The 6,000-nt window shown below is 34.5% G+C and carries 8 protein-coding genes; 2 read left to right on the top strand and 6 right to left on the bottom strand.

The window, feature by feature from the left end; all coding sequences use genetic code 11:
• Positions 1–182 precede the first annotated feature (182 nt).
• Positions 183–413, bottom strand: coding sequence for a hypothetical protein (locus BLR88_RS19045; RefSeq protein ID WP_139184966.1), 231 nt, complete (start codon positions 411–413; stop codon positions 183–185).
• Positions 414–419: 6 nt separating this feature from the next.
• Positions 420–752 (bottom strand): hypothetical protein, encoded by a 333-nt coding sequence (locus BLR88_RS11775; protein ID WP_057897721.1) that lies wholly within the window; start codon positions 750–752, stop codon positions 420–422.
• A 238-nt stretch (positions 753–990) separates the two neighbouring features.
• On the opposite strand from BLR88_RS11775, the gene BLR88_RS11780 reads away from it, so the two are divergent.
• Positions 991–1,455, top strand: a complete 465-nt coding sequence (locus BLR88_RS11780) for a LysR family transcriptional regulator substrate-binding protein (protein WP_257721584.1) — start codon at positions 991–993, stop codon at positions 1,453–1,455.
• Positions 1,456–1,561: 106 nt separating this feature from the next.
• Here BLR88_RS11780 and BLR88_RS11785 read toward each other — a convergent pair whose 3' ends face one another.
• The 4 genes from BLR88_RS11785 to mobL all read right to left on the bottom strand — a co-directional run bounded on the left by BLR88_RS11785 (position 1,562) and on the right by mobL (position 4,560).
• Positions 1,562–2,758, bottom strand: a complete 1,197-nt coding sequence (locus BLR88_RS11785; protein WP_057897719.1) for an MFS transporter — start codon at positions 2,756–2,758, stop codon at positions 1,562–1,564.
• 14 nt (positions 2,759–2,772) lie between these two features.
• Positions 2,773–3,237: a MarR family transcriptional regulator gene (locus BLR88_RS11790; RefSeq protein ID WP_057897718.1), complete on the bottom strand. Its 465-nt coding sequence runs from the start codon at positions 3,235–3,237 to the stop codon at positions 2,773–2,775.
• Between the two features lie 301 nt (positions 3,238–3,538).
• On the bottom strand, positions 3,539–3,901 hold the full coding sequence (locus BLR88_RS19960) for a DUF7695 domain-containing protein (RefSeq protein WP_429638001.1): 363 nt from the start codon (positions 3,899–3,901) through the stop codon (positions 3,539–3,541).
• A 50-nt stretch (positions 3,902–3,951) separates the two neighbouring features.
• Positions 3,952–4,560: a relaxase MobL gene (gene mobL / locus BLR88_RS11800; protein ID WP_162265061.1), complete on the bottom strand. Its 609-nt coding sequence runs from the start codon at positions 4,558–4,560 to the stop codon at positions 3,952–3,954.
• Between the two features lie 83 nt (positions 4,561–4,643).
• On the opposite strand from mobL, the gene BLR88_RS11805 reads away from it, so the two are divergent.
• Positions 4,644–5,933: an IS110 family RNA-guided transposase gene (locus tag BLR88_RS11805; protein WP_057897715.1), complete on the top strand. Its 1,290-nt coding sequence runs from the start codon at positions 4,644–4,646 to the stop codon at positions 5,931–5,933.
• Positions 5,934–6,000 lie beyond the last annotated feature (67 nt).

The raw sequence follows: 6,000 nt of genomic DNA on the forward strand, positions 1-6,000 counted from the left end.
TACTTTGTTAATAAATATTCAGTTGCAAAACAAGTAAAGTTAGCTATAAATAAAAATAATAAAGTAATATATAAACTATTTTCGTAATTTTTAAAAGAAGTTGAAAATAGTATAATAGTTATCCCCAAAAACACATAAGAAAAAGAAAATTTTTTAAAGAAATTCACTATACCACTCCTTTATTAACAGAGTAAACTTGCTAAGTAATATACAGTAGCAATAATGAACGGGATACCAGCAGATAATCCGCCACTAATACCAAGTAAAGCATCTGTAGCTGCATAAGCTGCATAAGAGCCACTGTAAATTAATCCAATAGCACCTAATACATCACTACAAGAAATTGCTTTAGTTGATATTACATTTGGATCAGGATATTTTCCAGATTGTATATCTTCATATTGACCTTTCACTTCATTTTAAAAATCATTCATTACACCTTCGTCATTCTCATTAACCATTATATCATTATAGTTATCAATATTTTTCTGAAATTCATCAATATCCAATGGATAGTCCAATTCTTTAAGACCTTTATCTAACTTTTCAGGAGCAACTATTTCCATTAGTATATTACCGTTTTCATCTTCATCAGTTTTCAAGTAATCAATCGCGAGTACAGCCACTTGAAAATCTTTTTCATTCCATAATTCACCTACTTCTTTTGCGTGGACAGATACTTGTCCATTAATAGAAAGTGTGAAAACGAAAGCCATTAATAATAATCCAATTTTCTTAAAGTATTTTATCATGTTCTGATTCTCTTTTTTTCGTATTGTCCCTTGTCAAAATAATTGAACAAACTAAAAATCAAATTCAAAACTTTTAAAATATCTTATAAGAAGCACTTCTTGAATAGAAGATAGCATACAATTTTTGGATAGTCTATATAAAATCTATAAAAAATTTAATTTTATTAAAAATTATTAATATTAAATTTTAAATGTTAATTTTAAAGTTGTATCCATTCCCTAATTTATCTACCAATTTTTGCAGGAAGATAGGATGGATGCAATCCTAGTAGATACTGAATACAATGGAAAATACTTGCAAAAATTTGAATTATTTTCAGAAAGTTATTATGCAGTGTTTCCTTTGAATCACAGATTTAATAATCAAAAAACAGTGAGGCTTGAAGAACTATGTAAAGAGCCACTCATTATTCATCAAAGTCCTTGTGACACGAGGAAACATATTATTAAACAAATGGATTCCTTAGGTCAAAAACCAAACATTTTAAATGAATTAGATTTCAGTGACTTTATTCTCGGGTCTGTTTCATCTGGAATGGGGGTAACCATAGTACCTGAACTAATTGCCAACAATATCGGACATTTGAATTTATCAGCTTTACCAATCACTAATTTTGGGAGAAACAGAACTATATCACTACTTTCTAAAAATAAACGATTAGGTTTAAAGTTGCATCAAACCTTAACTAAAAATTACAATTAAGAACAAGAAAAGGGTTATATGGCTTTTTAACGGCACAGCATAACCCTCATATTATTATTTATTTGTGAGCGATTATAATTCATCCTACATATACAAATCCTATTGTCTATTCAGAACCTTCTTTAATTTTAACATTTTGGTTTTGATTAAGCACTAGTGAAAATGCTAAAAATAGGATTCCAAGAACAATGAATAAAGAAGTTGAATTTAGGAAATTAACTCCTACAATACCAGCCCCTATTGCCATGCCACAATATCGAACGAAATTAAATAAACCTAACGCTAATCCTCTTTCGTTTGTATATTGATTACTAATCATAGTTGAAAATAATGGTGATGAAAATCCTAATAAAACTCCATAAATAAATAAAACGATACTAAGTATAATGATATTTTTTTCAAGAATAATACCAAATAAAATAATAAGAATTGGCATTAGAAACAAAGTTACATGATATAATTTTTCTAAATCGAATTTTCTCTGTAACTTTTTAAATAGAACACTACCTAAGATCATACTTACCGTTAAAGGTAAATATAATAATCCAATAATCTGTAAAGAGACTTGATAATGGTCATGCAATAAAACAGGTAAATATGTCAGTATTGAAAAATAAATCAGGAAAGTCAAAAAACCAACTCCAATGACATTCATTCCTTTTTTATTTGACCACAAAATTTTATATCTTTGATACATATGACGTTCTTTTCTATCATCAACTGTTTGTTGACCATTCAGTGTTGGAAGTTGATACCCCAGAAAAATCAATAATATCATCGAAATAATGAATAAAAATAAGAATACACCCGAGTAACCATAGTATTGCCCGATGAAACCTCCTAATATTGGTGCAAGTGCTGGGGCTAACGTTAATAGGATTTGGTATGTTCCCATTGCATCCCCTCGTTCTTCCCCTTCAAATAAAATCGCAATCACATTCACTGCGATTAACGGGATCATCGCTGTACCAATCGCTTGAAACATTCGTGCGATAAAAAATACAACGAAATTTGTTGTGAATGCACAGAATAAAATAGAGATACTTGTTAATATGAGACTAAACACTAGTAGTTTCTTCTGGTTTTTTGTATCAATGAACGTTCCTAAAATTACTTGCATGATTGCAGTAATAAAAATAAAACCACTAACCGTTAAATTCACCCAAAAAATTGTAGTTTCGAAAGTGTCTCGGATGAGAGGTATCATGGGTGAATAAATGTTTTGGTTTAAGGAAGCAAAAAAAGCAGAGATACTTAATAAAAGAAGAATAATTTTATTTTTTCGTTGATTACTCTCACTCAATTTCCTCTCTCCTCCTACTTAAGAACTTCATCTTTCAAATGACTTGTAAGAGTATTTAAAAAGATAATAATTGTCTCAAGTTGTTCTTTCGTAAAAGAATTTAGAAGCGACAAGTATTGATCTTCAGCTTCTTTATGCAATCTATCATGAATTGAAGCCATTATTTCTCCTTTTTCAGTTAAAACATAAAAAATTTCCTTTTTGTTTCCCTCATTTTGTCTTTCATCAATAATACGATGCTCCAATAGTTTTTTGATTGCCTTAGTAACCGCTGGTTTAGATACATTAAGTTCCTTAGCCAAATTTGTATTATTCATTCCGTGTTCTTTAAGAAGTGCAACGATATGAAATTGCGTGAGTGTCCAAGAAACGCCAAACAATACATTTCTCTTATTGCTTGATTCAGCCTTTCTAATAGATTCCCTTGTAGTGATTAATTCTTGTAATGCTTTTAAAACTTTCTTTTTAGTACTTTCCATTTATACATCTCTCCTTTGTTAACTGGTTAACAATATCATAAAGGAGTTTTTTATTGATGTCAAGAAATCTAAAAAGGCTTCTGTATTATTCAGTTTTTATAATACAGATACTAATTTGACTATACCGAAGCATAAATCAGACAAAAAAATTGTCACAAAAGTTGTTGTGACAAGGATGTAAGTCAATTATCGGATTTAACCTCCTACTTCTAGTTGATACACTATATAAAAAAACTATAAAGCTTCGTAAATACAAGTAAATTAGATACTGTAACAATTAAGCAAGAGAGCAAGGTATATTTTACTCGCTTTCTTGCTTGAGTTCTTTTTTCAACAAAACTAATTCTGATAAATGACCTTTTAACTTTTCTTCAAAAAAAATAGCTTTATACAAATCTCCGCCATTTTTGATTTTTGATATTCCTTCAATAACTTCTTCTATTACTTCCATAACACCTTGCAACTCAAATTCTCGTTCTGAATATACATCAAATACCGACAGACTTGTATCAATATAATCATCTATCGTTAAATTCTTTTCACCTTTACGATCTGCTCCCCAACCCATACGCTGATATTCCGTACCACCATCTACAAAAATTGCACCGCATTGACAACTTTTAAAATCATGCGTATATTTTGATGAAATCACATCGTCACATATTTTTCAGCGAATTCGATTGACGATTACTTTAGCTACCATTTCTTTCCCTCCTACATCTCATGATTATATCCTTCTAACATTCTATCAAACTCTGCAATATGACGCTCATTTTGATAGTCATGATATGTCTTTCGCATTGTCTTGTTTAAAAGAAACATTGCTTGTCGTAGCTCACTCCCTTTTGTAAGTGGATTAAAATAATAATAATACTTTCCATTTCTGATTCCACTTGTTCTTTTTTTAGGACGCTCCACTTCTTTTTGATACTCTCTCATTTGTGTAAGCACTGCATTTCCCATACGCTCATAAAGTTCATCCAGCTTATTTTCTTTATAGGAAGAATCACTACCTTCGCCGTATAAACGCTTATTTACTGCTACTTGTTCGTCTAATAATGTTTCTAGTTCCTCCATCTCTTCCGCATGATATGTTTCCAAATACAGTGTAGAGAGTTGGTCAATATAAGGATGTGCCTTATTGACGGACTGGTAGCCATAAAACCATTCTTTCCTATCATTTGGCAATTTATCTATCGCTTTTAAAAATAAGTCTTGCATTTGTTTATGTTGACGTAAATCAAACACTTTTAATTCCTTTGCATTATCACGAATTAGTCCGTCAATCTTTTTAAAAGAAGCATTCCTGTAATGAATGAAAATGCGCTTGGATAAAAAAAGTACCTCCTGTTAACATACAGAGTGTCACCGGCCGTGACCTCGAAATAGCAGAGGAGGTACTCATCATGAATTATAGCCAAAACCAACGCATTTCTCAAATTACAGAATCGACCTTGATTGTAGGCGTAGATATCGCGAAGCACAAACACGTAGCACGCGCACAAAATGACCGTGGGCTTATGTACGGGAAAGCTTTTTCCTTTTTAAGCACGCGCCAGGGATTTGAAGCATTTTGTCACTGGATGAAAAGCTTGATGACAGAACACGAAAAAACAGAGGTCATTGTGGGAATGGAGCCAACGGGACATTATTGGATGACCTTAGCGGCTTTCTTACGAAGCCGCAGGATTCCGGTTGTGGTCGTCAATCCGATGCATGTGAAAAAGTCAAAAGAGCTGGATGATAATTCACCGACCAAGAACGATCCAAAAGATGCACGCGTGATTGCACAGCTCGTCAAAGATGGACGGTACTCTGCACCTTATTTCCCGACCGGTGTCTATGCCGAGCTACGGGAAGCTGTCAAAATACGAGACCACCTCTCAAACGAGCTTCAACGTATTCAAGCCAAGGTGCATAACTGGCTGGATCGCTATTTTCCAGAATTCTTAACGGTGTTTACAAGCTGGGAAGGCAAAGCGGCATTGGAGACGCTCAAACGTTTTCCACTGCCTCAAGATATCATCCAGATAGGCACATCCGGCATTTTGACCACATGGCAGGAAAGCATCGCAAGAGGCTTACGCCCGAGACGAGCCCACGAGCTTGTAGAACAGGCGAGACATTCTGTTGGCCTGCGTGAAGGCACAAAGATGGCAAGGCTCGAACTGCGAACATTGCTTACAACCTACGAAGTAACGCAACAACAGCTTGAACAAGTGATGAAGGAAATCGAAGATTTACTAAACGACATTCCCGGTGTACAGCACATTCTTACGATTCCGGGTATGGGAATCGCCACGGTTGCCGGCTTTTTCGCAGAGGTTGGCGACTTGTCCAGATACCAGCACCCTCGTCAACTTCAAAAGCTGGCTGGTCTGAACCTTAAAGAAAACCGCTCAGGAAAGCACCGAGGGAAAACCCGAATTACCAAACGAGGACGACCACAGCTTCGCGCACTTCTCTACAAAGTGATCCGACCCTTGGTCGCCAAAAACCAGGCATTCAAGGCGCTGCATGTGTATGATACGACCCGACAGCAGAATCCGCTCCGCAAGCAGCAGTCGTTGATTGCCCTGTGCTGTCGTCTGCTTCGGATTATGTTTGTGCTGGCACGTAAAGAAGTCGATTTTGACATGAACAAGATGATGAAAGCTACGCCTTTATGTAGTCAGATCTTGCCTCTCACTGCATAAATCTTTTAGTTGTTTCTTTTTGGCATACGTTCTTATTCGATACCTTGATTAAAAACGAAGCACGGAG

It is taken from the genome of Aneurinibacillus thermoaerophilus (assembly GCF_900099925.1).
Classification (GTDB): domain Bacteria; phylum Bacillota; class Bacilli; order Aneurinibacillales; family Aneurinibacillaceae; genus Aneurinibacillus; species Aneurinibacillus thermoaerophilus.

What these genes read in the sequence shown, in the direction of transcription:
- BLR88_RS11790 (WP_057897718.1), bottom strand. Translation starts at nt 3,237, where the DNA reads ATGGAAAGTACTAAAAAGAAAGTTTTAAAAGCATTACAAGAATTAATC.
- BLR88_RS11805 (WP_057897715.1), top strand. Translation starts at nt 4,644, where the DNA reads ATGAATTATAGCCAAAACCAACGCATTTCTCAAATTACAGAATCGACC.
- BLR88_RS11775 (WP_057897721.1), bottom strand. Translation starts at nt 752, where the DNA reads ATGATAAAATACTTTAAGAAAATTGGATTATTATTAATGGCTTTCGTT.